23 protein-coding genes are annotated in these 26135 nt (G+C 44.9%); 18 read left to right on the top strand and 5 right to left on the bottom strand.

Annotation, left to right across the window (positions count from 1 at the left end; all coding sequences use genetic code 11):
- Positions 1 to 14: 14 nt before the first annotated feature.
- Positions 15 to 2465 carry a fibronectin type III domain-containing protein gene (locus tag ACRRNK_RS12670; RefSeq protein ID WP_433943111.1) on the bottom strand — a complete coding sequence of 817 codons (2451 nt, stop codon included), beginning with the start codon at positions 2463 to 2465 and terminating at the stop codon, positions 15 to 17.
- Positions 2466 to 2655: 190 nt separating this feature from the next.
- Entirely contained in the window at positions 2656 to 3546 is an 891-nt protein-coding gene (locus tag ACRRNK_RS12665) for a hypothetical protein (RefSeq protein ID WP_433943110.1), read from the bottom strand.
- Positions 3547 to 3835: 289 nt separating this feature from the next.
- Between ACRRNK_RS12665 and ACRRNK_RS12660 the strand changes: the two genes are divergently transcribed.
- The 8 genes from ACRRNK_RS12660 to ACRRNK_RS12625 all read left to right on the top strand — a co-directional run bounded on the left by ACRRNK_RS12660 (position 3836) and on the right by ACRRNK_RS12625 (position 10467).
- On the top strand, positions 3836 to 4684 hold the full coding sequence (locus ACRRNK_RS12660) for a DegV family protein (protein ID WP_433943109.1): 849 nt from the start codon (positions 3836 to 3838) through the stop codon (positions 4682 to 4684).
- 317 nt (positions 4685 to 5001) lie between these two features.
- A complete protein-coding gene (locus tag ACRRNK_RS12655; RefSeq protein WP_433943108.1) occupies positions 5002 to 5748 on the top strand; it encodes an NlpC/P60 family protein in 747 nt (248 codons plus the stop codon).
- A gap of 503 nt (positions 5749 to 6251) precedes the next feature.
- A complete protein-coding gene (locus ACRRNK_RS12650; protein WP_433943107.1) occupies positions 6252 to 7136 on the top strand; it encodes a DUF2167 domain-containing protein in 885 nt (294 codons plus the stop codon).
- A 130-nt stretch (positions 7137 to 7266) separates the two neighbouring features.
- Positions 7267 to 7890: a DUF1796 family putative cysteine peptidase gene (locus ACRRNK_RS12645; RefSeq protein ID WP_433943106.1), complete on the top strand. Its 624-nt coding sequence runs from the start codon at positions 7267 to 7269 to the stop codon at positions 7888 to 7890.
- Positions 7851 to 8393: a hypothetical protein gene (locus ACRRNK_RS12640; protein WP_433943105.1), complete on the top strand. Its 543-nt coding sequence runs from the start codon at positions 7851 to 7853 to the stop codon at positions 8391 to 8393. Before ACRRNK_RS12645 ends, ACRRNK_RS12640 begins: the two co-directional genes overlap by 40 nt.
- The gene (locus tag ACRRNK_RS12635; protein WP_433943104.1) at positions 8393 to 8698 is read left to right on the top strand and encodes a hypothetical protein; all 306 of its coding nucleotides are present in this window, start codon (positions 8393 to 8395) and stop codon (positions 8696 to 8698) included. Before ACRRNK_RS12640 ends, ACRRNK_RS12635 begins: the two co-directional genes overlap by 1 nt.
- Before the next feature lie 7 nt (positions 8699 to 8705).
- Positions 8706 to 10046 carry a glutathionylspermidine synthase family protein gene (locus tag ACRRNK_RS12630; RefSeq protein ID WP_433943103.1) on the top strand — a complete coding sequence of 447 codons (1341 nt, stop codon included), beginning with the start codon at positions 8706 to 8708 and terminating at the stop codon, positions 10044 to 10046.
- 16 nt (positions 10047 to 10062) lie between these two features.
- Positions 10063 to 10467, top strand: coding sequence for a DUF350 domain-containing protein (locus tag ACRRNK_RS12625; RefSeq protein ID WP_433943102.1), 405 nt, complete (start codon positions 10063 to 10065; stop codon positions 10465 to 10467).
- A gap of 37 nt (positions 10468 to 10504) precedes the next feature.
- Here the strand turns inward: ACRRNK_RS12625 and ACRRNK_RS12620 are convergent, their stop codons facing one another.
- Both ACRRNK_RS12620 and ACRRNK_RS12615 read right to left on the bottom strand, forming a co-directional pair.
- Positions 10505 to 11371 carry a TIGR03943 family putative permease subunit gene (locus ACRRNK_RS12620; protein ID WP_433943101.1) on the bottom strand — a complete coding sequence of 289 codons (867 nt, stop codon included), beginning with the start codon at positions 11369 to 11371 and terminating at the stop codon, positions 10505 to 10507.
- Positions 11372 to 11387: 16 nt separating this feature from the next.
- On the bottom strand, positions 11388 to 12386 hold the full coding sequence (locus ACRRNK_RS12615) for a permease (RefSeq protein ID WP_433946884.1): 999 nt from the start codon (positions 12384 to 12386) through the stop codon (positions 11388 to 11390).
- 598 nt (positions 12387 to 12984) lie between these two features.
- Here ACRRNK_RS12615 and rpoD point away from each other — a divergent pair.
- Complete coding sequence (gene rpoD, locus ACRRNK_RS12610) at positions 12985 to 14103, top strand: RNA polymerase sigma factor RpoD (protein ID WP_433946883.1); 1119 nt, start codon at positions 12985 to 12987, stop codon at positions 14101 to 14103.
- A gap of 28 nt (positions 14104 to 14131) precedes the next feature.
- Positions 14132 to 14353: a hypothetical protein gene (locus tag ACRRNK_RS12605; protein WP_433943100.1), complete on the top strand. Its 222-nt coding sequence runs from the start codon at positions 14132 to 14134 to the stop codon at positions 14351 to 14353.
- Positions 14354 to 14387: 34 nt separating this feature from the next.
- On the opposite strand, the gene ACRRNK_RS12600 is transcribed toward ACRRNK_RS12605, so the two are convergent.
- On the bottom strand, positions 14388 to 15032 hold the full coding sequence (locus tag ACRRNK_RS12600; protein ID WP_433943099.1) for a TetR/AcrR family transcriptional regulator: 645 nt from the start codon (positions 15030 to 15032) through the stop codon (positions 14388 to 14390).
- 230 nt (positions 15033 to 15262) lie between these two features.
- Between ACRRNK_RS12600 and ACRRNK_RS12595 the strand changes: the two genes are divergently transcribed.
- The 8 genes from ACRRNK_RS12595 to ACRRNK_RS12560 all read left to right on the top strand — a co-directional run bounded on the left by ACRRNK_RS12595 (position 15263) and on the right by ACRRNK_RS12560 (position 25931).
- Complete coding sequence (locus ACRRNK_RS12595; RefSeq protein ID WP_433943098.1) at positions 15263 to 16735, top strand: DHA2 family efflux MFS transporter permease subunit; 1473 nt, start codon at positions 15263 to 15265, stop codon at positions 16733 to 16735.
- Positions 16736 to 16984: 249 nt separating this feature from the next.
- Positions 16985 to 18436, top strand: coding sequence for a glucose-6-phosphate dehydrogenase (gene zwf, locus ACRRNK_RS12590; protein ID WP_433943097.1), 1452 nt, complete (start codon positions 16985 to 16987; stop codon positions 18434 to 18436).
- Between the two features lie 33 nt (positions 18437 to 18469).
- Positions 18470 to 19363 carry a phosphogluconate dehydrogenase (NAD(+)-dependent, decarboxylating) gene (gnd, locus tag ACRRNK_RS12585; RefSeq protein ID WP_433943096.1) on the top strand — a complete coding sequence of 298 codons (894 nt, stop codon included), beginning with the start codon at positions 18470 to 18472 and terminating at the stop codon, positions 19361 to 19363.
- Positions 19364 to 19672: 309 nt separating this feature from the next.
- Positions 19673 to 20467 carry a polysaccharide deacetylase family protein gene (locus ACRRNK_RS12580; protein WP_433943095.1) on the top strand — a complete coding sequence of 265 codons (795 nt, stop codon included), beginning with the start codon at positions 19673 to 19675 and terminating at the stop codon, positions 20465 to 20467.
- A 31-nt stretch (positions 20468 to 20498) separates the two neighbouring features.
- Entirely contained in the window at positions 20499 to 21146 is a 648-nt protein-coding gene (locus ACRRNK_RS12575) for a phosphatase PAP2 family protein (protein ID WP_433943094.1), read from the top strand.
- Positions 21147 to 21297: 151 nt separating this feature from the next.
- Positions 21298 to 22206 carry a radical SAM/SPASM domain-containing protein gene (locus ACRRNK_RS12570; RefSeq protein WP_433943093.1) on the top strand — a complete coding sequence of 303 codons (909 nt, stop codon included), beginning with the start codon at positions 21298 to 21300 and terminating at the stop codon, positions 22204 to 22206.
- Positions 22207 to 22390: 184 nt separating this feature from the next.
- Positions 22391 to 23656 carry a DUF445 domain-containing protein gene (locus ACRRNK_RS12565; protein WP_433943092.1) on the top strand — a complete coding sequence of 422 codons (1266 nt, stop codon included), beginning with the start codon at positions 22391 to 22393 and terminating at the stop codon, positions 23654 to 23656.
- 319 nt (positions 23657 to 23975) lie between these two features.
- A complete protein-coding gene (locus ACRRNK_RS12560) occupies positions 23976 to 25931 on the top strand; it encodes an ATP-dependent DNA helicase (protein WP_433943091.1) in 1956 nt (651 codons plus the stop codon).
- The last annotated feature ends 204 nt before the right edge of the window (positions 25932 to 26135 follow it).

Here is a 26135-nt window from a genome sequence, read left to right as displayed (position 1 = left end):
TCTTATCTTTAATTTCAATTGGAACCATCAGTAACGGGATCGTTAGTGTCCGCGGGTGGTTCTAATTCTTGCGGCTGCGATTCCGGATTCTCTATAGGCTCTTGGTCAATTGTCGGTTCTTGATCAAGTACGGGTTCTGGAGCCAAACTTGGATCTTCCGCTTGCAGTGATTGCTGCTGTATAGGCCAGACTACGGTAGCACTATGTGGTGTATCATAAGCGGATGCCCAGTAATATCCAGGTGCAATGATTCGCTGCGGAGCGAACCCGGCCTGACCTGATGCAGTAGGGACAGCTTCCGAGTCAGCGGATACGGTAGTGCCAGGTATTAGTTTAAGAGTTACGTACTTACCCGCCATATAGGTGAACCGCCCGTACACAAGAGCTGATAGCTCTTCGTTAGTACTGTAATCTTTTACCTTGAGGGTAGTTCTTATCTTGCCTGCATTCAGCGATACTTTCATGGAACCAATGACCATAGGCTTTAAATGAGTCTCGCCAGTAGTTGCGGAGGTTATACTGCTATAAGGTCCGACGTTACCGCTGATGTCGACGGCTGCGACTCTGTAATAATAGGTTGTTTGTGGGAGCAGCCCTTCATCTGTGTAGTCTAAGTTGTAGGACTTTCCAGCGTAGTTGGACGCGTTAGGTGTGAAATTTGGAGAGGTGCTTCTATAAATTCGGTATTCCTCAATGTCCGAGTTGTCAATAGCCCGGCCATAAGTCAACTTAATGGTCTGATAATCAAAAGTGATGGCTTCAGGCGCTTTATTGATTGGAGTTGGTGGGGTAGTATCTGGAATTTGTGGCTTCCAAAATACCGCATTAGGTCCCCATTCCGTCGGGAGCCATCTTATCGAATCATAGTGATGCATCGCTATCCCGCCAAATCCCGGCTGATTGCTAAACTTCTGATACACTGCGGCCAGTTGGCTCTCCATGTACGTCCGTCCTTCTTCTCGGAAGGTAATGGTCTCCGGATCACCGCTGTTCGCAATGTCTAGTGTTTCTACGCCTACGATAACCGAGTTTGGCTTGTTAATGGAGTTGGCATAATCGATTTCTCCTTGGGCGCCGTCAATGATTCCTTTGCTGCTATCGGTATAATCCATAATGGATATATAGTCCGTAATATCCTGGACATGCTGGGACATCCACTTGGTCTGCCCATGCCATGTGATGTCGTTAGCCGCATTAGAGGTGTCATACCATCTTGGAATGGCAGGGCCAACAGGAAGGTTTAAGCCTGAAAGGTTTCTGCGATCCATCATCGTCTGCAGCAGATCCAGATAGTCGATTTGAAGCTGGGGCTTAGAAGAGCCGAACTCTCCGAGAATATATGGCTCCACATCGACATTCACCCCGTCAAAGCGCTCATCTGGCTGGGAAGAAAGATTGAAGTTAATGACCTTCTCAATCTCATTGATTGCGTACTTATTGTATCTCTTGTAGCTGCCATAATACGGAGGAACTGTTCCACCGGCTATACAGGCCTGAATTTTCAACCCGTGTTCATGAGCCCACTTCAAGAACTTGCGAACTTCCTTTCGCTTATCTTCCAGCATATCTACACCTTCATGAGGGAACACACCCATATAAATCGTGGTGATGGCACCAGAGTTGAAGGTCGTCGTGTCACTGGTGAACTGTTCAAGTGCGGTTCTGGAACCGGGATTCAGAATCAGATTGTAGGCAGCCTTTTCCCATAGCCACATGGCACGATCTTGTTTTTCCACGATGACTGGCTCGTGTATACCTTGACCGGTATATACGTACTTGGTCGAGCTTTTGCCGATATTATTATGATCGTCCGTTGCTCTGGCTTCAATGCTTAAAGTCTGATCGCCTTTCAGAACTGGACTGTAAGCGTATTCATAAAGATTGCCTTTCAAGACCGTGTTTTTCCACCCGCTCCCATTAATTCTTATTTGTACCGAACTGAGCGGGTTACGTCCGGTTGCCTTGACCTTAATCAATTGAAGTCCAGTTAAATAACTTCCGTCTTCAGGACTGACAATTTCAACAGTAGGTTTGTTCGCTTCGGGATGGTCGACATTGAAGGTGACGAATGGGGTAGATATTCCGTATCGTGTATCCGGCCGCTGACCCCCGGCTGCAATCTCAATCGCACCGTCGTAGCTTGAGGTGTCCAAGTCGTAATACCAGGTGCCGGACTCTGTTCCAGAGGCGTCATCTTCCATGTGAACATCCTCTTGGCGGGTTCCATTGATGACAATACTGATGTTATAGACTTCGGAATAGCGACCGGTTACGCGGACAATAGTGTCAGAAGGAGTGGAGCCATTAGTAGGCGAATCAAGTGTGATTGCTGGTTCGGCATAGGTTTTAGGAAGATTAGGCAGATATATTGGGAGAAGGGTACAGATAAGGGAAAGGACGACAACAAGTTTCAAGAGCTGGGTGACTGACAGCAACTTCTTAAACGTCGGTCTGGCCTGCAGCATATAAAGCCGCCTCCTTTTTTCTGATATTCTGTTGGGGTCATATAAGATGTGTATCGCTATCATAGAGCGATCCTCTACCAACAACAATCTCCGTATATCGTCCTTTTAAGCCAAAAAAAACCGAGCCTTTCACTTGGAAAGAACTCGATTCCTCAGCCTTATATTATAGTCAAGACGATTAATTTAAAGATTAACGTTCAACTAGTGCCTTCCAGCCTAAATAGTCATGAACGGCAATGCCGCCAAACGAGGCGTAGCCCGATGTGAGAAGAACAAGCTTATCAAGCTCCTGGTTCATATAGGCGGCACCTTCCTCATAAAAGGAAATGGTACTGCCTTCAGAAGTATTGTTGGTCTCAACTCCTGTGAATACTTTCTTATTTAGGGCTGCTCCTTCTTCAAGAATTGCTTTAGCAGCGTTGAAGATACCGTTACTTGTATCACGGTAGGACATAAGAGTTACAGAGTTGTACTGCTTAAGCATCCAGCTGCTGAGTGTTGAGGTCCCATCTGGAACTTTAATTGTGTGCAGCCAGAAAGGAAGATCTGCGGCAATAGGCAATTTTAGATCATTGGCTCTTTGAACCATATACAGAACATTGCTTTGCCACTGGGAAACAATAGACTTTTGGTTCGTATTCCAGTCCGGCAGCAGATAAGGCTCGATATCGAAATGAATACCTTTGAATTTCTCATTTTCAGCGGCAGAAGCCTGGTAGTTCTCTATCCATTTGAGCAGTGTAGTCAACTGAGTCCGCTGTGATGTAAGTGCCCAGGTAGAGTTACCGTCCAGTGCATGTACCTCAATTCCCTGAGCGGCAGCTTGTCGAATAAAGGTCTTGTAGTACGAGATGTTAATATTTCGGTTAATCTGTAAATAGATTACGTTCACACTCTGATTCTTGTAAAAGTTAAGAACAGTTGATCCGGACTTCTTAATTAGTGTCGTATCCCATAACCAAGATGCTTTCTGGGTTGTTGTAGCAGCATTAACTGAAGTCAATGGGGAACCTCCCAATGTGAAGGTCAGGAGCATGGCGGCAATGAGCAAATACATAGGACGGATGAATTTTAATTTCATGATAGCTCTCTCCTTATGATGTAGTAAATCCTGCCTAAGTTTTATTTTTAAAGTTATTTGCCCACCTTTCAGATATAATGAATATGATTCTGTTCTCCTACTCCTTGATCCAACTTTCAGATGAAAAATTAAGTTAAATGAAGTGTATAATTTTAATTTCGTCACAATTTCTATCTAAATTCATAGGCCTTTGGAATCAATGTGTCGTAAAGCTTTATATTTTGATTTAATATATGTCGTATAGTCTAAAAAGTGAGTATAAACATCATAGAAGAGAGGTTATGAATTTTTGAAAAAATCCATTGCATGGGTTACCGACAGTACCTGCACCATAGATCCCATTTTTGCCAAGGAGAATCATATATATATTGTTCCACTGCGTTTAATGCTGGGTGATGAGTGTTATAGGGAGAGTGTAGATATCACAGCCGAACAATTCTATGAGCAATTAAGAGATCAAGAGAAAGCAGGAAGTTCACAGCCTCCAATTGGAGAGTTTGTCCAGCTGTATGAATCTTTAAAGGATGAGTATGATGAAATTATCGCGATCCACTGTTCTTCTGAGCTCAGTGGAACAATCAATACTTCGTTGCAAGCTGCGGAAATGGCGGAGGTTAAAGTAACCGGAATCGATTCACAAGCTGGAGCTTTCCCGTTAAGAGAAATGATCCTAAGCGGGATTAAGTGGCATAAAGACGGGATGACAGTTCAGGAAATTAAAGAAAGAATAGAGCGCATGGCTCAAAATCTTGTATTTTATGTGATACCTGCTAGTCTTCAAAGGCTGCATCGCAGCGGAAGGGTAACCGGAACTCAGCTCCTCGTAAGTCAGCTTCTCAAGATTCATCTGTTATTAAAGTTTGAGAAGGGAAAGGTTCTGGTGGAGGATAAGATTAGAACCTTCAAGAAAACGAAGCAAAGAATGATTGAGCATCTGAGGAAGGATATCGGGAAGATCAAAGAGGTATGTATTATGCATGTTAATAATCTTGCAGAAGCCCAGGAGCTGGAACGGGAACTGATTAATCTTGATCTGGGACTCAGAACAGAAATTATGACATTTATTCCTGTAGTAGGTATACTTGCCGGTGAAGGTACTGTGGCTATGGCGTGGGTACGCAATCAGCCAACAATATAAATAGAGCCCTGCAATTATAGATAATAGTTGCAAAAAGCCTTAGAAATAAGGCTTTTTGCTGTCTGATTCAAAAGGAATCAAATAAATATCTTTAAAATACATAAAATCAGGATATCTCCGCATACTTCAAATAACTATTATGAAGAATGGAGATCTCATCAACCATGACTAGTCATCAATATTGGAGATTACCGAAGTGGTTCATAGTCGGAACTCTTGTTATCCTCAGTACATCCTGCAGCACAGGGAGACAGGATTCTTCAAATTTGAAATCACAAGCACTACAAAATTCAAAGGCTTCAGTCATAAAGAAGAATATGTATAGAGATGCCGGTGGAATGACCTGGATTCCATTACGCGTGGCAGCAAATACCTTGGGTCTGAAATATAAAGATCTTGGTGATGCTGCTCTAATTGGATTTAGTGATCCAGTCTACGAAGTATATACTGATCAAAGCACAGCGATATCCAGTGGGAAAAAAGTAACGCTTAAAGATCGACCCGTTCGCAGGGAGAATCAGCTCTGTGTAAGTCTTGCCGATCTCTCCACACTGCTTGGGACAAAGACTGTCTGGAACAATCAGACAGGGAGGCTCGAAATCTCCAAGCTGCCCGTTCAAGAGACAGGAGGAGCCCAGGGGCATCGGTCTGATGGGTTCAAGACCCTGAGTTCCGTTGACACTCAAGAGCTGGTTGTTTATGCTAAGAAGTTTCTTGGTGTTAGATACGAGTTCGGAGCGGATGTGTACACGAATTCGAGGACTTTCGACTGTTCCTCATTCACCCAATATGTGTTCAAGCATTTCAATGTAGATCTGCCAAGGGTATCCAGTGAACAGGCCAAGGAAGGAACTGCCGTTGGACGAAGCGAACTCAAAGCAGGGGATCTAATTTTCTTTACAGTGCCTGGTCGGTTTCAGAATGATCGCATTCCCGGACACGTGGGAATCTATATCGGGGATGGAAAGTTTATTCATACCTGGGGTGGCCCTGGGGTTCAGATCAGCCCGCTTGATTCAGGTTATTGGCATGGCGTAATTTTAACCATGCGAAGAGTTCTTTAAAGACCTAGTCCCCTAATGGACTTATATAAGTTGAATTTAAAAATTACTATAGCCAAGAGTGTGAAATGATTCTGGAGAAGCGGAGCGTTCGCCTTTGTGATCAGACTTCTACCTATAAAAATTCAATTAAGAAGTCTGAGAACAACAGCGATCGTAGGAACATTTCATACGGCTGACTAGCATGTAAATCATTAGTTCAACTTATATAGTAAATAATATAATTTTTTGATATCCGCTCTGAAAAATGAGCGGTTTTTTTTGTTGAAGATAGGTATTGGAAATTATCATATCGTTAGGTTAATGGAACTACGCATTCCTGTTGAAAGAGTTTGTTGTGTAGGTCTATTTGATCAAAATTCCGAAAAAAACATGAGTTATCCGTTGTCGGATAGGTTAATATTGGTATATGCTATCCTTTGATATCCTAAATTTGAATTATTTATGAAAGGTAAGGTGCAGTTTTGAAGGGGAGAAAAGGGATAATACCAAGGCTTGGAGCGGCCATGATCGCAGTTACTATGCTCATTGGATTAAGTCTTCCACATCAAGTTAGTGCAGAAGAAGCAGGCAGCACACCGAATTTTGACTATACTGTCGGAAGTGGCCAGAGGATAGATCTTGGGAGCAATCTGGCTGAATTGAAATTGAATCAAGGGTTTAATTTCTTGGATAAAGAGAATACGCAAAAATTTGTTACTCAAATTGGGGATTTGGTTACTGGCAGGGAAATTGGCTCAATTATTCCGGACGACGAAAGCTGGGTCCTGTATTTCGATTATGAAGAGCCTGGGCACGTGGCGGATGATGAGAAGGATGAAATCGATGCAGATAGTCTTCTCCAAAGCTACAAGGATGGGACTGAAGAAGCTAACAAGAAGAAGGTTGCTGAAAATCATTTATTCGTAGATAAGTGGGAGACCCCGCCTCATTATGATGAAAACTTACATAGCTTAACTTGGTCACTTCTTATGCATACGCCTAATAATGAACAGTTGGTTAACCAGGAGATTCGGCTATTGACCCGTGAAGGGTTCATCTCTGCAATATTGGCCTGTGATCCAAGTATGCTCTCAGGAGCAGAATCCGTGGTAGAGAGTCAAATCCTTCCGACCTTAACCATGAAACCTGGCCAGCGTTACGAGGATTATGATAAATCAACGGACAAGACTGCCGAGTACGGACTTACCGGGTTGGTTCTGGGCGGTGCAGGTATTTTCGTAGCCAAGAAGACTGGCCTTCTTGCTTTGCTCTTGGTCCTGCTAAAGAAAGGATGGATTGTTATTGTGGCCGGTATCGGTTTCCTATGGAATCTGATTCGTGGTAAGAGAAAGAAGAATAAACAGAACAACGATATGGATCCTCCAGATCATGGAATGGAAATAAGATAATTATCTTAATAACACCCGGCAGCGTTGCTGCCGGGTGTTACGTATGATCAAGAGGCCTGTTCCAACCGCTTATTGCTTGCATATTGTGAGAGGAAGTACTAAATAACAGCAAGTCAATGGAGGGGTTGGATTGATAGACTCGCCTTTAAAGGGATCTTATGATGCTGTATTTAGCTTGGGGGCTAATTGTCAGACCGCTTATCAGCTAAGAAGACTTAATCTGCGCAAAGCCGCGGGCCCGCTTGATTGGTTCATCTCAGGCTCTCATTCCGGTCTAATTGCCGTACTGCGGAACCGTTTTGAAGACTTTATGAAACTTGAACATTTGAAGCTCGTAGGACAATTTAAGACTTGTTACTGCATTAAGGATGAGAAGTATGGAATTTTCTCTTATCATGACTTCCCGGTTAAACTACCACCGGATCGATGGGCGGATGCATATCCGGATTTTCATGACAGACTGGTTCGAAGACAGGAGAGATTCCTACATGCTGTCAGCATGTTGGAACATATCTTGTTCGTCCGCCTTAATTGCACACCAGACGAGGCTTTACAGCTTCAGCAAATTTTATCTGATTTAACCACCCATCGATTTACACTGCTCATTGTTAATACCCGGCAGGAGGCAATTCAAGAGATTCGGCCCAAGTTCGAACATGGTATAGTAACCGCTGAGTTAAGCAAAGGTTCAGATTGGCGCGGAGATGACAGAGGGTGGGAGCAGCTGCTGCACAATATTACAATAAAGAAATAGAGAGGTATGTGATTGGTATCCTATTCTCGCTAAAGTATCAGGAATGGTCTGAAGAAAGCCGGAAAGTTGTTCGTACAGTGCAGTCCTTAGATGTTTCTTCCGATGAGTTATTCGTTCACAAGCTGGTTGATGCCACACTTGTTCATAATAAATTGTGGGCTCATATTTCCAATGAGACGGAAGATAACCAGCTTCATTATGTGTATGTAAGCTCATACAGTGAAAATTCACTGGATAAGTATGGGCATGCGGTGTCCAAGAGAGCGCTGGAACAGGTGTCAGTAACTTCACTCCTTGCTCCCGAGTACCTAATTTGGAATGGGCATGAATTTGATCCACAGAAGGAGAATGGTTCTCCTTCCTTGATTACTATGGAGATCGCAAGAATGCTTCTGGATCATTATATAGTGAAGAATGAAACTACGTATGAAATCATCTATTCCGTGCTGGATATGGACCGGAAAAAGGTGGTCTTTTATTTAAAGGAAGAGGTGGACTTGTAATGCGCCCGGAGCACCAACCTATTCAACTAGAATCGAAGAAGATGGAAGGCTTCGTATCCAAGACTAAATTGCTGGCATTCGCCCTGCTCTTGACTGTCCCTGCAGCGCTGTCCGGCTGTGGTCAGCAGGATGAATGTGATCCTGATTATGATACAGGGTGCGAGTATGACTCCAGCAGCGGCCATTACTACTATGGGGGCGGAGGGTATTATGGAGGGTCATCGCGAAGCTCCAGCAGTACAAGTGATGGCAGCAGTCACAGCGGCTTCGGAAGCGGGGGCTCGCACTCTTCTTTTGGAGGATAGATAACAAATGAGGAAGATCAATACGCCAAAGGTTGACTACGAAGAAGTGTTCGATGGGGAGATCGCCAAGGAAATCCCATATTATCGTATGTATGGAAAGCAGTACTGCCTTCCTTCATTCGTTATATATGAAGAACACGAGATTGAAGAGCTAAGGGCTGCTTCCGAACAAGTGAACCGAATTTATCGGAAGGTTCTGCGTTTTGCTCAACAGTATTTACCTGATAGCTACTTGATCCAGCAGCTTGGTCTTGAACCCGCAATGATCCCTGCTGCCCGGATTCCCCTTCCTTGGAGCGGGATTGAACGTCAGGATTGGATCATCGGGGAACATGGCATGAAATGTATTGAGAATAATACAGAAACTCCAACAGGAATCCCCGAGTCTGCTTTTTTGGAGAGGGAGCTCCTGGGACGCTATATGGATGCCTCCGGTCCATCCTCAGCTATGGATGAGACATTAACCCAGACTTTCAAGGATATTGTTGCTGATTACAGGGCAAGAGGGCTTGGGAATAGAGTGACTTTCACCTGTATGGGAGAGATTCTGGAAGACAGCACGAATACGAAATACCTTCTTCGCAGATGTGAGAAGGCGGGTATCAAGGTCAATTATGCGCCTCTTGAGGAATTACGGATTGTTCCGGGAGTAGGGCTGTATCACCGGGATGAGAGAATTATGATCCTATACCGACTATATCCGCTTGAATTTTTAATTCATGATCAGGAAGAGAGCAGCGGAGTCCTTGTTGGCCAGGAACTCATGAAGCTGGCAGCTGAAGGAAAGATTGGTATAATCAATCCCCCGCAAAATATAATTACGCAAAGCAAGGGATTTATGGCGACAATCTGGTCACTGTATGAAAGAAATGATCTTACACAGGAATACTTCGGATTCAAGTTGTTTGATGCTGAAGAAATGCGGATTATCTCTAAATATTTGCTGCCTACCTATTTCACAAATGAGCCTTTTCTTCTAACCGGTGAGTCTTATGCAGCTAAGGGGTATTGGGGGCGTGAAGGGAAAGGAACAGATTTGTTCGAGCCGGGTGGTCTTGAAGACAGCAGGCTGTCTAGTGAGGCTGCTAGTACTTCTGAGGAGGCAGATCCAGAAGAAGCTGAATACTATGGGAGCATGCCCAAGATTTATCAGCGTCTCTATCCGATGTCACAAGCAGTGGTTCCAACAGAGCTTGGCGAATATCAAGGGTATGTCCTCACAGGAGTGTATGTATTTAACGGCAAATATGCAGGCGTCCTCTCCCGTATTGGCGCAAAAGTAACGGGGGATTTGGCTTATTATTGTCCGGCAGCAATTAGTCCCCGAAAAGGTAGCTCGATTACATAACAGGAGGCGGTACAACGTGAAGGAATTTAGCTGGGATTTACTTGATATCGGCATTGGAATTTTGATTTTATTTATCATTTTGCTTGCAGGTTACTGCGTATTTAGTCTGATGACCAAGTTCAAGGATAATGAAGAAATAGCCAGGGGGAATGAAGCCGCCGGCATGTATATGGGCAGCAAAATGCTGGGTCTTTGTATTATTGTCGCTATGGTCTCTTTCAGCAGCCACTCATGGATCTCCATGTTGACTTGGTCTGCGGTAGGGATAGTAGCATTATGTATTGTATATATTGTGTTCGATCTGGTGACGCCGAAGACAAAGCTTGGGGATGAGATTGCGAAGGGCAACATGGCGGTCGCCCAGCTGCTCCGCGGGATTGTGATTGGGGTATCTTTGGTCATTGGTACATTTCTAATGTAAAAAAAGGGCAATACTTTTAAGCATCTAATAATTGGACTCATTTTTTGGCCAGTTCCCTTTTAAGCTTAGCTACAGAATCGTCACTTGGATAAATATACGGTGTTTTCGGCTGCTTGATCTTCCGTATTTGTGCGGCGTTAATACTAAGAATCTCTTTGCCTTGGTTCTGGGTAACATGGATATGCCCATCTATCTCTACCCAGGTATCTTTGGGAAAATGAACAGTATGCTCGGGTTTAATAAATACACCGAATGGAGCTGCATCGGCAGTACAGCACAGTACCAAAAAACGGCCGAAAGCAAACGCTTTACGCTTATTGAGGGACGGGTCTGAGTACACAAAACCGCTTAGGCGGATGGGTTTGCCCTCGAATTCTTTTTTGAACAGATCAAGGGCTCCAATGGTCTCATAAAAAATGTCCTGATTCACCCGAATCACAGGTTCGGTGTAGAGCAGTCTAGCCAATTCAGTAAATTCCTCATTGTAAATATCCGGAGATTTGAATTTTTCTTTCAAAGTCTGTTCGGTACTATACTGACCGCTTAAAGCCATTCCTTTCTTCAATGCGGCCGAGCTTCCAAGAGCTTGATTCGGAAGCAGGAAGCCCAGCAGTAAGGGTACTGTAAATATACCGTAAACCGCAGCATTTCGAACCACAGAGGAAGAAAGCGGATGGTCGCAAGAGCAGGTGCTACGTCTGCGCTTGAATAGAGCCTGTATTAGCAGACTGATGCCAACACACGCGAGGGGAATAGGACAAAGGCTAACCCATAATTCCATCTTGGGCGCAATGTAGTAATGAAGGGAATCACTGCGGTCTAGAAGATATATATACGCAGCAAGAGTTAGCAGAATAAAGGCACGTGTCAGATAGTGGGCACCCATGAGCGAAGATTGTTTCATCTTGACCACCTCCCGCTTAATTTAGATGCTGGATCATCTGTTCTCCAAGAAAAGAGAAGATAAATACCAAGGATAAGATGAGGAACGTTAAGAAAAGTACGAATCTGACTTTAAAAGCGGACAGAAGCATCATGAAATTTTTGAAATCCAGCATTGGCCCTAGAACCAGAAAGGCAAGCAAGGATCCGGGAGAAAAGGAGTGCAAAAAAGTTGATGCTACAAAGGCATCTGAAGTAGAGCAGAGGGACAGCACAAACGAGAATCCCATCATAAAGGCATAGGCTCCAAAGGGGTGTCCTCCTATAGCGGTAAGGCTTTCCTTGGCGATAAATGTCTGAATTCCTGCTGTGAGAAGACAGCCCAGAATCAGATATTTGCCCATCCCGAACAGTTCATCTGCTGTATGGACAAGCACGGCGGATAACCGATTTTTTGGATGATGATGATGATCATGTTCATGATGATGTTGACTGCTAGACCCATTATGCTTTGTGGAATTAGATAGCTTAAGGGGAGACTCCTTTAAGGTAATATACAGGATGAAGCCGATTGAAATGGATACGAGCAAGGCTAGTCCCATTCTGGCGTATGCGATCTCGGGATGTGTGCGGAAAGCCGTATAGGTTGAGCCGAACACGATAGGGTTCAGGATAGGGCCGGCAAGGATGAATACCATGGCCATATAGACGGGCATTCCTTTTTGGATGAGGCGTCTCACCAGCGGAATCATACCGCATTCGCAGATGGGAAATACAAGGCCTATAGAGCACGCGAACAAGATAGCAGCTAGGGGATTCCTGGGAATCCAGCGGTTAATCATTTGCTCAGGAATAACAACATGGAGGATGGAGGAGAGTAGTGCTCCTGCGAGAACAAAAGGGATGGCTTCTAGAAATATCCCATTGAAAATATTTTTAAAAGTAGCAGCGGCATCAGAATTTAACAATGAGAGTGCTGAAGGTGCGAATACAATAGCACTGACAAGTAAGAAAGAGAACGGAATTAGTATGGCCATATACTTGGGAAAAGAAGATTGGTTACTCATTACAGATCTCCTTGGCTAAAATAGGTTCCATTTCTATTAATATATGTTCGAGATAGGTTGAATAGAACGATGATTGTCTATTAGAGAGTAGGTAGCAAGCGCACTATTAAAATCACAGGGCTTACGTGAATCACGAGTTGTGCCTTCACTGCTCGGAAACTGAATCGGTCTTTGGGGTAGAATAACAATGGTTTAATTTGGAGTGATTATAGGAGCGGAGAATAAAGAATACTGAAGATATCTTAAAAAAGTGCCGTAAATGTCGGCTCTTTTGGTGTTGCACAATGCAGAGTAAAGGCATAAAATAAAAAAACCGGCCTGAAGGCCGGATATTTACAAATAATAGAGTTGAAAAAAGACAAGACATTTGATACAATTAAAGATATGTCATGGCAATTAAATTTGGAAAATGTGTAATTTTATATTACCATTAATTTTCCGATTTGTCAAACAATGAAACCCCTAAAATTAGGTGACTAAGACAGCAAAGCCTCAATTCTTTACCTTATATTTGTCGCTTGCTGAATTGAAATATTTATAAGTTGTTTGGGTTGAAGGGAGCGGGATGATGGAGAACGGACAGCATACTGAACTAGATACAGATCTTACACTTGAGCAGGTGAAGGATCAGTTACTTGCCCAAGGCAAAAAGGAATCCTCGCTAAACTACAAAGAAATTCTAAGTAAGCTCGCCCCGTTCGATCAGGATCAGGATCAAATTGACGAATTTCTTGAACAATTAGCTGAGAACGGGATAGATCTTGATAATGACGTTGAAGAGAACAATGGATTCAGTTCTGATGACTCGAAGAACGATGAAATGACCTTTGATGATGATCTGTCTTTGCCACCAGGTATTAAGATTGATGACCCTGTACGGATGTACCTCAAGGAAATTGGACGTGTGCCATTGCTTTCAGCGACAGAGGAAGTCGAACTTGCCAAGCGTATTGAGCAGGGGGATGAGGCTGCCAAGCGCAGATTGGCTGAAGCAAATTTGCGGCTGGTTGTTAGTATTGCCCGGCGTTATGTCGGCCGTGGAATGCTATTCCTTGACTTGATCCAGGAAGGTAATATGGGATTGATCAAGGCAGTGGAGAAGTTCGACTATAATAAGGGCTTCAAATTCAGTACGTATGCAACCTGGTGGATTCGTCAGGCGATTACCCGGGCGATTGCCGATCAGGCAAGAACTATACGTATTCCTGTTCACATGGTGGAGACGATCAACAAATTAATTCGGATCTCGAGACAGCTTCTTCAAGATCTTGGACGCGAGCCTTCTCCAGAAGAGATCGCGAAGGAAATGGAATTAAGTGTAGAGAAGGTTCGTGAAATTATGAAGGCCGCTCAGGAACCGGTCTCCCTGGAGACTCCGATTGGTGAAGAGAATGATTCCAATTTGGGCGACTTTATTGAAGATCATGAAGCTATGGCTCCTGCTGATGCTGCCGCTTATGAGCTGCTCAAGGAACAGCTTGAAGAGGTGCTGGATACACTTACTGAACGGGAAGAGAATGTACTTCGTCTGCGGTTTGGTATTGATGATGGACGTACACGCACGCTTGAGGAAGTAGGCAAGGAGTTCGGGGTAACCCGTGAGCGGATCAGACAGATTGAAGCAAAGGCACTACGCAAGCTTAGACATCCGAGCAGAAGCAAACGGCTTAAGGATTTCCTGGAGTAAAATTTCTTAAGACAGGGAGGGTGTACCTATGGATACTGGATTTATGATCCGCTGCTTGAAATGCGGACAGGAGCATACGATCACACCAGGTCGCCGCAGTCATCGTAATGAAGCCATTGAATTTGGAACAGATAATTATGGGGCTGACCAAATTTCCTGTCAATGTGGAAATGCACTTGAAGAACACAGTCGTTTTGAAGGTGAGGATTTCGAGGGTGAGTTCATTGTGGAGTGGAAACAAATCCCATAATGGGCCAAGCCTAATAAATAAATAAGCCATGGAGTCATCCCTTTAGATGACTCCATGGCTTATTTGGTTCTCTCAGCTTTTCAACACCAGAGGATGCCAGCGGACCCAGCTGTGCCAGCCTGGTTGAGATTATGGCAACCTCTTCCGGGGTCTTGGACATATCCGTCTCGAACCAATGCTGAAGAATCCCCATATTTACAGACAGGACATATTCGTGGATATAATCGGATGGGACAAGAAAATCCTCATCCTTAAGCTGGAGCTTTACCCGGTTGCGCTCAAGATGGTCCCGCATAGCTCTTTTCATGCGTGAGGGAAAGGAAGGGTCGCCTTTAGGTCCTAATATGACTTTGAAAAACCATGAGTTCTGTTTGAAATATTCATAGATTTCCACAATTTGAGGATTCGGTTCATTCAAATATTTGCTGTTATGAACTTCGAGAGGATTGAAGTTCTTCAGTACGTTCATCCAGCCTTCCAGCATATAGTCCGCACATTTATCCAGCAAATCCTGCAAATCCCGGTAATGCAAATAGAAAGTCCCTCTGTTGAGACCTGCCTTCTCAGTTAATTGAGAGACACTAATCCCGTCATATCCTTTCTGCTCAATTAGCTCCATTAGGGCTTTTCGCAGCATTTGCTTGGTTCTAATAATCCTGCGGTCAACGATCTCTTCCATAAATTCAACTCCATTCATCCCTATATAATCGACACAGAAGTGCTATCTTGTTCATTAATAACCAGTTCAGAGTAATCTGATTATTGCAAATCAATTAACGACTCTCTACAATAACAAAGTGAGCGTTAATGAACATATCGTCTATTATCATAATTACATATTCACACACCAGGAACAATAGATCGCTCAGGTATAAGAAAGAGAAATCATAGGAGAAGGAGGTCTGTAAAATGAGTTCAACAAGGGCAGCAGACCAGAACCCGTTTACGGTCAGGCAGCTGATCGCGCCGCTTCTGGCTGTTATTATTGGTATGTTCATGGTTATTTTGGACAGTACCGTTGTTAATGTGGCACTTCCCAAACTGGTGAAGGATTTCCACACAACCGTGCCTATCATTCAGTGGACCGTTACCGGGTATACACTTGCCCTTTCGGCGGTAATTCCCCTTGCGGGTTGGATGACAGACCGATTTGGGGCCAAGCAGATCTTCTTGGTTACCATTGCTCTGTTTACACTAGGTTCAGTACTTTGTTCATTGGCAACTTCACCTGAACAGCTGATTGTGTACCGGGTTATTCAGGGTCTTGGGGGCGGTATGGTTGCTCCTATTGGTATGGCCATGGTCTTCAGACTGGCTCCTCCGGAGAAAATGGGTTCAATTATGGGGATGCTAGGCGTTCCGATGCTGCTTGCACCGGCGCTTGGTCCAGTCTTGTCGGGATATCTGGTTGAGTATGTCTCGTGGCACTGGATCTTCCTGATTAACCTTCCAGTAGGGATACTTGCAATTATTGTAGGCGTTAAGTTTCTGCCGAAATTTGAACGCAAAGCTGTTCCATCCTTGGATATCTTGGGAATTATCCTCGCCCCGATTGCTTTTGCTATGCTAGCTTACGGGGTTAGTGAAGGCGGTAAGAGCTGGTCTTCGACAGAAACGCTGACCGGACTAATTGTCGGCGGTGTGGCTTTACTGTTATTTATTTTCGTGGAGTTACGGCAGAAGCAGCCACTTCTGGAGCTTCGTGTATTTCAATCCAGCGACTTCACAAGAGGGATCTTCATTGCCTGGATATCCCAGATTGCACTCTTCGGTGCGATTCTATTAATGCCGCTGTATCTTCAGCAGGTCAGAGAATATACCCCGCTTGAGAGCGGACTTACTGTACTTCCTCAGGCCTTGGCTTCAGGCTTGTTCATGCCGATTGGAGGAAGATTATTCGATAAAATCGGCGCAAGACCTTTGGTGATCATTGGTCTGTCCGTCATCACAGGGGCATTATTCATGCTGTCTAATATTGCTGTAGACACGGCTTCATGGTTCATCCTCACGGCACTCACCATGATGGGGGCGGGGATGGGTCTCTCGATGATGGCGATTAATACGCACGTACTCCAGGCAGCGCCTAGAAAGCTGGTCAGCAGAGTAACACCGCTCACGACAGCTGCTCAGCAGGTTATGGTGTCCTTTGCGGTAGCTGGGCTAACCGGTTATCTAACATCAAGAATTACTGACCATATGCCAGAAGCTAAAGACCTAGTTAAAGCTTCAGTTGCTGCGTATGGAGATACCTTCCTTGTTGCAGCCTGCATTGCTGCCGCAGGAGCACTGCTGGGTATTATTTTACGCAGACCAAAACCTCAGGTGGAAGCACCAGTAGAGGGAACGGATCAATCAAACTCCGCGATGATGATGAATCACTAAAAAAATGATTCATTCAATTTGATAGTCTCATTGTAACTCTTAAACCCTTCTGGCTCTAGGCGAGAAGGGTTTTTGTATTCATGAAACCTTATATTTCCTCATGAATTCTTCATCTTTCATACCTGACATAGTTATTGACGTATAAATTCTACAGGTGTAAACTAGCTAAGTTGAGTTTTTTGATGCTAACAGTTAGTAACCTTATATACTTTTTATAGTTAATAGAGAGAAATTTCTGGAGGGATAGTCGTGGATGCTATGACATTTGTATTGTTTGGAGCCACAGGAGATTTAGCAAAAAGAAAGATTTATCCTGCGTTATATAATCTGTATATTGATAACAAGCTGCCAGAAGGATTCTCCGTGTTTGGACTCGGAAGAAGAGAGATCTCCAATGAGGACTTTCAGGCTAGTGTAAGAGACTCGCTCCACAAGTTCTCCAGACGATTGGGTATCGGAGATCGGTTGGAGTCTTTTTTGAGTTCATTCCGCTACAGCGCTCTTAACGTCAATAATGTTGAAGATTATAGTAAACTATTATCTGCTGTGCAAGAACGTGAAAACGAACTGAAAATTCCCGAAAACCGGATGTTTTATCTTTCCGTAGCTCCCGAATACTTTGGGACAATTGCACAAAATATAAATCAAAGTGGTCTCGGTACGGTTAAAGGATGGAGACGGCTCATTATCGAGAAGCCATTCGGGCATGATCTGGAATCTGCACGAGCATTACATGCAAGCTTGGATCAATCCTTTACTGAGGAAGAGATCTACCGGATTGACCACTACCTAGGCAAGCCGATGGTTCAGAACCTTGAGGTGCTTGGCTTTGCAAATCCAGTGCTTCAGGCCCTCTGGACAAATCGCTATATAGCGAATGTACAGATTACTGCGAATGAGCTGGTTGGGGTTGAGGATCGGGCTGGATATTTCGATCAAACAGGCACAATTAGAGATATGTTCCAGAATCATATGCTGCAAATTTTGATGATGGTGACGATGCACCTGCCAAAACGCAGTACTCCTGAAGAAGTACGAATGAAGAAGCGGGATATTGTGGCTTCGCTGCGGCCTATTGCTAAAGATGAGGTCATTAACCATGTGATTCGTGGGCAGTATAGTGCGGGAGAGCTCAATCAATCGCCTGTTCCAGGATATCTGGATGAGAAAGACGTTGAACCGGGTTCCCGCAATGATACTTATGTTGCTGCAAGAGTCTGGATTGACACTCCATTCTGGAGCGAGGTTCCATTCTATATCCGTACGGGTAAAAGAACGCATGAGAAATCTACGCGAATTGTCGTTGAGTTTAAGGAGCCTCTGAAAATGTCATCGAACAGTGAAGAGGTAGCAGCACCTAACCTTCTAACGATTGAAATTAACCCAATGGAAAGTATTACGCTGCAGTTGAATACGAAGAATGCAGCGAACGATAGCAAGCTGGAGCCAATTCACATGCACTTCTCATCGAATTCCAAAGATGCACCGGAAGCATATGAGAATCTGATCCACGACGCTATGCGTGGCGATTCGACCTTCTTCGCGCATTGGGATGAGGTTGAATTGTCCTGGAAATGGATACAGCCTGTACTTGAAGCTTTCAAAGAAGATATCATTCCACTCCATCAATACCCTGCCGGGACTAACGGCCCAGAGGCAGCTCACCAATTGTTGGCTGAAGATGGAAATCAGTGGTGGTAATAGATAATTAACTAATCAGGAGGACAAACTAACATGAAATTAGGACTAATTGGCCTAGGTAAAATGGGTCTCAATCTGGGTAAAAACTTGATCGATCATAAGCATGAGGTAGCCGCATTCGACCTGAATGCTGAAGCCGTAACTGAAATGAAACAGTATGGCGCTGAAGGCTTCACAAGCCTGCAGGATATGGTTCAGTCCCTAAGCTCACCTCGTATACTCTGGATCATGGTTCCCCATGGCGTTGTAGACACCGTTCTTGGACAAATTAAACCTCTTCTTAGCCAAGGAGATATTGTAATTGAGGCAGGTAACTCCCATTACAAAGAATCAATTCGCCGTGCAGAGGAAATGAAAGAAGCCGGCATTTATTATATGGATGCTGGAACTTCAGGTGGTATGGAAGGCGCTCGTAACGGAGCTTGCTACATGATCGGTGGAGATCCTGAAGCATGGAGTATCGTTGAACCCCTTTTCCGTGACACTGCCGTTGAGAATGGATATTTATATGCTGGCCTATCAGGCAGCGGTCATTACCTCAAGATGGTTCATAACGGAATCGAATACGGCATGATGGCAGCAATCGGTGAAGGCTTTGAAGTGCTTGAGAAGAGCTCGTTCGATTTCGATTATGAAAAAGTAGCCAAAGTATGGAATAACGGCTCTGTCATTCGTTCCTGGCTGATGGAACTTACTGAGAATGCTTTCTCCAAAGACAGCAAGCTGGATGGCATCAAAGGAGTTATGCATTCCTCCGGCGAAGGCAAATGGACAGTTGAGGAAGCGATGGATCTGCAGACCGCAACTCCGGTTATCGCTATGTCGCTTCTAATGCGCTACCGTTCGATGGACAATGATACGTTCACTGGTAAAGTAGTTGCAGCACTGCGCAATGAATTTGGCGGACATGCTGTAGAAAAGAAATAATTAAAGTTCTGGCCTTATCCCGGACGGCTCGGGGTAAGGCTTTTCTTTTAATTTCTTACAAGTGCCGTGTGTCCTATTTAACAAATATACTATGATCGGGAGGCCATTTACTGTAACCTTGCTCACACATTGACGAATTGTTACCTTTTTGTTGAACTCTAGGTCGATATATAAGATATAATGGAATATATTGCTGTTGAATGCAGGGCACCCTGTCGCCTCTTTTTTGGCTCGGCGGGGTGTTTATTTAGCTGTGCACTTTAGACTGTCTGCGCTCTATTAAAATAAGAGATAGGAGATCTGGATAGAATGAAACTAAAGAGATACCATTATATTCTTATTATCGGAAGCCTCATTATTCTTCTTTCTATAATCAATCATATCGCTGTACTCCACAGAGAAGCCGTGAATAAGGAACAGCAGAAGATGGCGGTTGCCAAGAAGACTGAACAGAAAAAGGTGGTACCCGTGAAGGAGATTCAATACACCTTTCGGGAAATCTATGATGTAAAGACGAGCGAGAAGAAAGTGGCACTCACCTTTGATGACGGACCGGATAACCGGTATACTCCGCAGATTCTGGATATACTAAAGGACAATCAGGTAAAAGCGACTTTCTTTCTGGTAGGACGTCAGATCGATAAGGATCCGAGCGTGGTTAAGCGTATATTCAGTGAGGGACATGAGATAGGAAATCATACAGTGAATCATCCTAATCTCAACAAAATGGAGGTACAACAGATTTCTCAGGAAGTTGAGAATAACAATGCCAAAATCAAGAAGCTGACGGGATATACTCCGGTGTTATTTCGTTCCCCATATGGGAATGCATCAGAGCAAGTTAAGGAAGTCCTGAAAGACAGTCATTTGCTGCTGATCAACTGGTCTGTGGATACAAGAGACTGGAAGGAGACTTCTCCTGAGATGATTCTTGCCAATCTCAAGAAAGAGATACGTCCAGGAAGTATCGTGCTTCAGCACAGCTTCGGGGGCAAGAAGGTTCATAATACGATTGCGGCTCTACCTGAAGAGATCAAATGGCTTAAGGAACAAGGGTATACCTTAGTCACGGTTTCGGAATTAATTAAGCAAGAGAATAAATAATTCATGTGAGTATGAAAGTAGGGAATGGGAGATGCATGGACAAAAGTGGTTTACTAAGGCTTTTGCCCTAAGTTTGATTTGTATTTTAGGCTTTGTCTTTATCGCTTATTCGATCAGCGATCATCAAATTCACAACTTCGATCAGACTGTGATCTCCTCGGTACAGGGATTGGAGTCTCCAGGAATTACGGTTGTCATGAAGGCATTTACCTGGATTGGATCAGGTATTCCTGTTACAGTCATCACTCTTGCAGCGATTGTAATCCTGTATGCCCTGCTCAAACATCGGAGCGAGCTTGTGTTCCTGGCTGCGCTTGCTATAACTTCATCACTGCTCAATTCTGTGATCAAGAGAATCTTTAAGCGGGATAGGCCGACACTGCACCGGATCGCCGAGGCAAATGGGTTCAGCTTCCCAAGCGGGCATGCCATGGCAACCATTGCGCTATATGGAGGTCTTGCCTTTCTGCTCTGGAAGCATGCACCTGCCTTGATTGGACGTATCCTTATCCTTACGGCAAGTATCATTCTGATCCTTATGATCGGAATTAGCCGAATATATCTCGGCGTGCATTACCCCAGCGATGTACTTGCCGGTTACTTGCTCAGCGGAAGCCTGCTTGCAATCTTCATATGGTACTATCAAGGGTATCTTGAGCGGAGGAAGGCGAAGCCTTAAGAGCTCGGCTGCACCCTGCCGGAGGATTGCAGCTTGCGGAGATTGAATAACTGCGCTACTATTTTCTGCATAGATAAGACGCTGTTATTATAATGACACTACGCTATTATTCTACTAATGATACCTTGCAGAGAATTGGAGCTTCTACCTGATGAAAAAATTCAAAAAATTCTATATTGAAACTACGAGTATTTGTAATTTGGCATGCACCTTCTGTCCGCCTACGAAACGGCAGGCAAATTTTATTAAACTGGAGGATTTCCAGAAGACCCTGGATCAGATTAAGCCCCATACCGACTATATTTACTTCCATGTCAAAGGAGAACCGCTGCTTCATCCCAAGATCGATGAAATGCTGGATATTGCACATGAGAAGGGGTTTAAAGTAAATATTACGACGAACGGAACCCTTATTCGTAAGAACAGGGACAAGCTGCTTAATAAGCCGGCTCTACGGCAAATGAACTTCTCCCTGCACAGCTTTGATGGCCACGAAGGTTCAACAGACCGGGACGGTTATATTTCAAGCGTCCTGGAATTTGTCAAGGAAGCCGTGGCGCAGTCGAATCTCATCGTATCCCTGCGGCTGTGGAATCTGAGTGAAGATAATCTCACCAACCTGCAGAGAAACCGCAACCGGGAGACATTGGAGTACATCGAACGCGAATTCAATTTGGATTTCAAAATTATCGAGAAGGTAACTCCGGGAAGTGGGGTCAAGATTGCAGACCGGATCTACCTGAATCAGGATTATGAATTCAAATGGCCTGATCTTAAGGAAGAAGAGGATCACGGTCCCGGATTCTGCCATGGACTTCGCAATCAGGCCGGAGTATTGGTGGATGGAACGGTCATCCCTTGCTGCCTGGATGGTGAAGGGGTTATAAACCTGGGGAATATCCACCAGAAGCCATTCTCTGAGATTATTGAGGGCGAACGAGCGAATAATCTGTATGATGGATTCTCCAGACGGGAAGTCAAGGAAGAGCTGTGCCGTAAATGCGGCTATCGCAAGCGGTTTGATCTGGAGCCCGGTGAGATCGGGGCACTAAGCTCGTAATTCGAAGATCGGAGTTGAGCAGGAATTATTTTTTTGCAACTAGGATGATTTCGAGTGAATATCTCATTTCAGAAGCCTGTCTCTTGGGTAATAAGAGGCAGTCTTTTTTTTACATGAGAAATTTGTGCTATGATGTCTAAAAGATGGTAGGTTCTATAAGGCAGAAGATCAAGTGAGGTAGAATATGGCGCTAAAAACAACAAAACCTAAACAAAACTATATAGCAGGAATTTCTCTTGGGGTGATGGGAGCTGGGTTCGCAGCTACGCTTCCCTTTCATGAGGGAGCTCTCGGCCTAAGGCTTCTGCAGGGGGGATTCGAAGCGGGCCTTGTCGGCGGTCTGGCAGACTGGTTCGCCGTCACTGCACTCTTCAGACATCCTCTGGGGATACCCGTGCCTCATACGGCACTGCTGCCGAAGAATCGGGAGAAGCTGACGGAAGCTGTGATTGCGATGATCGAGACGGAATTGCTGCGCAAGGAGAGCATTGGCGAGAAGATCAAAAGCATTCGTATAGCTGAGCTTGCCCTTAACAAGGCGAAGGCGGGTATAGAAGCTGGATCGTATAATAATGTAATTTCATCCGTGCTTCTGTCCGTGATTCGAAATATCCCGGTCAAGCAGTTAACCGGTATTCTAGTGCGTGAAATTCAGCAGGTGGCAGACCATCTGGATGAGAAGACGATCCTGAACAGGCTATGGAATGAGATCGTTGAACGAGGGTATGATGAGAAGGTGCTTGATCTGGCTTTGGATCGCGCAGATGCCTGGGCAAGACAGCCCGAAACGCGGGATATGCTCGGAAGAATCGGAATTGAGCAAATTCAGCAGATCAAGCTGGGTGGCTTGATGCAGTTCGCTGTAAATGCATTTCTTGGGTACCTTAGTGAAGATAAGATGGGGGATCTTATTCAGGGCTTCGTCTTGAAACAGGTAGAGAATTTCAGAGATCCGGATAATTTGAACCGGCTCAAGCTACTCGCGATCCTTCATGTTGAGGTGAACCATGCGCTAGAGCGTCCAGAGCTGCTTGAGGAGATAAGAAGCTGGAAGGACAACCTTCTGGAGAAGCTGGACTTGGAGAATAAGATCGAAGCGTATATCGAATCACTGATTACACGTTTTCAAGGGATTGTTGAGAGCGGGGAGTTCCAGGAACAGTGGTTGTCCCCATTCATGAGAACGATGCTGGAAAGGTTGGAAGAGAGCCCGGAGCGGATTGAACAGGCTGAACAGTGGATCCAGCAGCAGGCCGTTCAACTGATTGAGAAGCATTACTCCAAGATTGGAGCGCTGGTCAGAGAGAACTTGAATAAGCTTAGCAATGCGGAGCTGGTCACATTCATTGAGGGGAAAGTGGGCAGAGATCTTCAGTGGATTCGGATTAACGGGGCGATTTGCGGATTTCTGGTTGGCGTTGGACTCAGCCTGATTAGGGCGCTAGTATAAAGTGAGTAGATGGGCAAGAGGATGTACTTCCGTAACGTACGGGCGTGCATCTTCTTTTTATTGTCGGAATGCGTAAGACCGAAATGACAGGCAGCAATTTAGTAGAGCGAAGAGATTAACATGTATCTGAATCGGCACACATTGTATTTTGGCGGTAAGCATGTGATAATAATTCTTTGTGCGTATTGATTATTATATGGATTGAACTAAAGACTGCGTGATCGATTCTGTTGCATAACAAGTGTTAGCCTTGGTCCATGCGCTCATTTCTTTAGTTCATTCCATATAGCAATACAGATTTGACTTGGAGGCAGACACAGTGGATCGTTACCCGTTTGAATTTGATTCCTCACAGCCCTTCATTCCCCAGCTTGGTGAGTGGATTGCGGATGTGTTCTACGATATATTGCCAGAGGCTGGCTTTGAAGTGCGGGATGAGCAGATTTACATGGCTTATCAATTAGAAAGGGCATTTGCGGAGAAAAAGACGATATTTGCAGAAGCGGGAGTGGGGACCGGCAAGACCTTGGTCTATCTCCTCTACGCTGCCGCATATGCCCGTTATATGCGGAAGCCCGCGATTATTGCGTGCGCGGATGAATCGCTAATAGAACAGCTCGTAAAGCCCGAAGGCGATATCACGAAGCTGATCAAGCATTTGAACTTCGCTATTGATGCGCGTCTTGGCAAATCGCCGGATCAGTATGTGTGTCTGGTTAAGCTGGATGAGGCAAGAGCGAGAGAGATGGAAGGCACGCACTATGATGAAATTTATGAGGGGCTGCCGAAGTTTGTGCGAACTCCGGAGACCATGCAGTCGTTCCATGCCTATGGTGACCGGAAGGATTACCCCGATCTGAATGACGAGCAGTGGCACAAGATCAGCTGGGATTCATTCCAGGACTGCTTCGTATGTGACCGCAGACATCGATGCGGGCAGACGCTATCACGTGATCACTACCGGGCTTCTTCAGATCTGATCATATGCTCACACGATTATTACATGGAGCATGTATGGACCTACGAGGGCCGCAAGCAGGAGGGTCAGCTTCCGCTGCTCCCGGATCACTGTGCGGTTGTATTCGACGAAGGGCATTTGCTCGAGACGGCCGCCCAAAAGGCACTGAGCTATAATTTGAAGCACACAGTATTTGAAGAGATTGTCCTGAGACTCCTTCAGGGTGAGATTCGGGAAAGCTTGGCTGTGCTAATTGACCAGGCGATAGAGCAGAGCGAAATCATGTTCCATGTGCTTGAGAACAGCAGCTCCGAAGTGGCAGGTTCCGACCGAATGAAGGTGGACCTGACTAGTCAGCTCCTGCGCGAGATTGCGAAGTTCAGAAATCTGCTTGATCAGATTGAGGAAGAGCTTGTATTTGAGGGAGAACTCTACACATTAAATGATTATCAGTTCCGTATTGTAGAAGAGCATCTGGAAATGATTCAGAAGGCGTTAAGCCTTTTTCAGCGTGAAGAGGCTCCAATATGCTGGACAACCTTGCATAAGGAAGGTCTGACCTTGTCCATTATGCCCAAGACGGTTAAGGAAGTTCTGAGGGACCGTGTGTTCAATCTGAGAATCCCGATTGTGTTCTCCTCGGCGACCCTGTCTGTGGATGGTTCGTTTCATTATGTAGCGGATAGCCTTGGGATACAGGATTACCTCTCATTCTCAGCGGCTTCACCTTATGATTACTCAAATATGATGAAGATATTTGCTCCTGCGTGGAGAGAAGAAGGCTCATTTGCAGAGAAGATGAAGCTTGCCACTCAACTGTTGAAGCAGACCGAGGGGAGAGCTCTGATCTTGTTCCGGACGATGGAGGACCTTCGTCAGTTCAAGCAGCAGTCCGAGGTGAATGGGGAACTGGCTGAGTATCAGTTCTATTATGAAGGGGATCAGGAGATCAGTCATCTGATTGCAAGATTCCAATCTGAGGAGCCGAGTATTCTCTGTGCGGTCAGCTTATGGGAGGGACTTGATGTGCCCGGACCATCGTTATCGAATGTTGTGATATGGTCGCTGCCCTTCCCTCCTCAGGACCCGGTATTCATGGCCAAGCATCAATCTGTGGATAATCCGTTCGAGGAAGTTGACCTTCCCTATATGAAGCTGCGGCTCAGACAGGGCCTTGGCAGGTTGATACGAACTTCAAGTGACCAGGGTATTGCAGCGATCCTGGGAGGCACGCTCCACCAGGCAGACTCCGAGGTAGCAAGACACGTGATCTCGGTACTCCCGCCAGGAGTACAGCTCAGCGTGCTTGGCGAGTAGTGTGCTGTTCAAGCATTAGTGCGTGGAACTTAGCAGAGAGAAGTGCTTCAGGATTCAACTAACTGGGCAAAAGTGGACAAACCAAGATCTGAAGAGGTATAGGTATCTCTGACGTACCGATCTTGTTCGTTACTGCCCTAAGGTAAGGATTTGGCTAACACAAGAATAAGCAAGCGCAGCAAAAAAGAGAAGTTTTCCGGCCAT

Source organism: Paenibacillus sp. SN-8-1 (genome assembly GCF_050995535.1).
In the GTDB taxonomy this organism is placed as follows: domain Bacteria; phylum Bacillota; class Bacilli; order Paenibacillales; family Paenibacillaceae; genus Fontibacillus.
Note: the sequence above shows the minus strand (reverse complement) of the source record. Positions and strands in the feature narration are given on the sequence as shown.